Annotated in this window: 1 protein-coding gene and 1 pseudogene; both read right to left on the bottom strand. The window is 62.4% G+C overall.

Annotated features, from left to right (window positions below):
- Positions 1-502 (bottom strand): ATP-binding cassette domain-containing protein (locus tag HX846_RS34630; protein ID WP_178967194.1); only part of this gene is annotated, 502 nt, incomplete at its 3' end.
- Positions 502-1,082: pseudogene (locus tag HX846_RS34625) on the bottom strand (serine/threonine protein kinase); the annotation flags it as partial. The pseudogene HX846_RS34625 and the gene HX846_RS34630, both read right to left, overlap by 1 nt.

Genomic DNA, 1,082 nt, shown 5'->3' with positions numbered 1-1,082 from the left:
CATCCGCCAGCAACAGCTGCGGACCGTGGGCCAGGGCTCTTGCGCAACTGACCCGCTGACGCTGGCCGACGGACAACGCCGCCGGCTTCTTGTCCAACTGATCAGTGATTTCCAACTGCTCGGCCAACCGCGCCACGCTGCCGTCGTCTTTCAAACCCAGGAGTTGCCGCGACAACGCAATGTTGCCGCGCACATCGAGAAAGCCCAGCAGGCCGCCAGTTTGCAGCACGTAACCCAGGTGCCGACTGCGTAGCTCCGCCAGCGCGCTTTGCTGGTCACCACGCCAAAGCCCGGCAATGTCGACGCGGTTGAAATCGAACTGCCCGACCTGGTCCGGCGCCAACACCAGCGCGAGCAAATCCAGCAAGGTGCTCTTGCCACAGCCACTCGGCCCGACCACCGCCAACTGTTCACCCGCACGCAGTTGCAAGCCCGGTATCACCAGGCTGTAGCGTTGGGCACCAACGCCCCGGCTCTTGTGCACTGCGCTCAAGTTCAGCATTACGGCAGCGTCGACAGCGGCACGCGGTACAACGCATCACCCGGCTCGGCATCGCCGAAACGGACCCAGTTGGCCACATCGTTATGGAAGGTTTCGTAGAGGCGGATCTTCGAATCCAGCTCGTCGATAAAGTCTTCCTGCTCGGCCACGCTCAACGACAGCCACAAATCCTGGGTCATGTTCAGCGACTTGCTGCGGTACGGCAGGCCTTCCAGGTATTCGCCAAGGATGCCGCCGTCCGCCAGGTTGCCGCCTTTTTTCAAGGCCTGTGGATCACGGCTCATATAGGCCGAGGCGCTGGCGATTTCCTGGAAGAAATCCTTCGGTGAGGTCTGGGTTTTGCGCGCGGCGTCGACGATCAGTTTCAAGGACTGCTGCAAATCGTTGAGCTGCAATTTGGTCAGCATCACGCACACCTGGAAGGCCGGCAGCGCGGTGTTGGTCAGGTCGCGATCGGCGGTCCAGGCACTCACCAGTTGCGGCGCCTGGCTCGCGGTTTTGCGGCCGAGGAAATCCATGTGCATCGCGTAACCGACGGCGGCGGATTTGTCCGCCAGGGTCGGCGCGGCACTGAGCAGCG

Source organism: Pseudomonas sp. K5002 (assembly GCF_013386655.1).
Lineage (GTDB): Bacteria > Pseudomonadota > Gammaproteobacteria > Pseudomonadales > Pseudomonadaceae > Aquipseudomonas.
The sequence above is the reverse complement of the archived record's forward strand: the minus strand, read 5'-3'. Positions and strand labels throughout refer to the sequence as shown.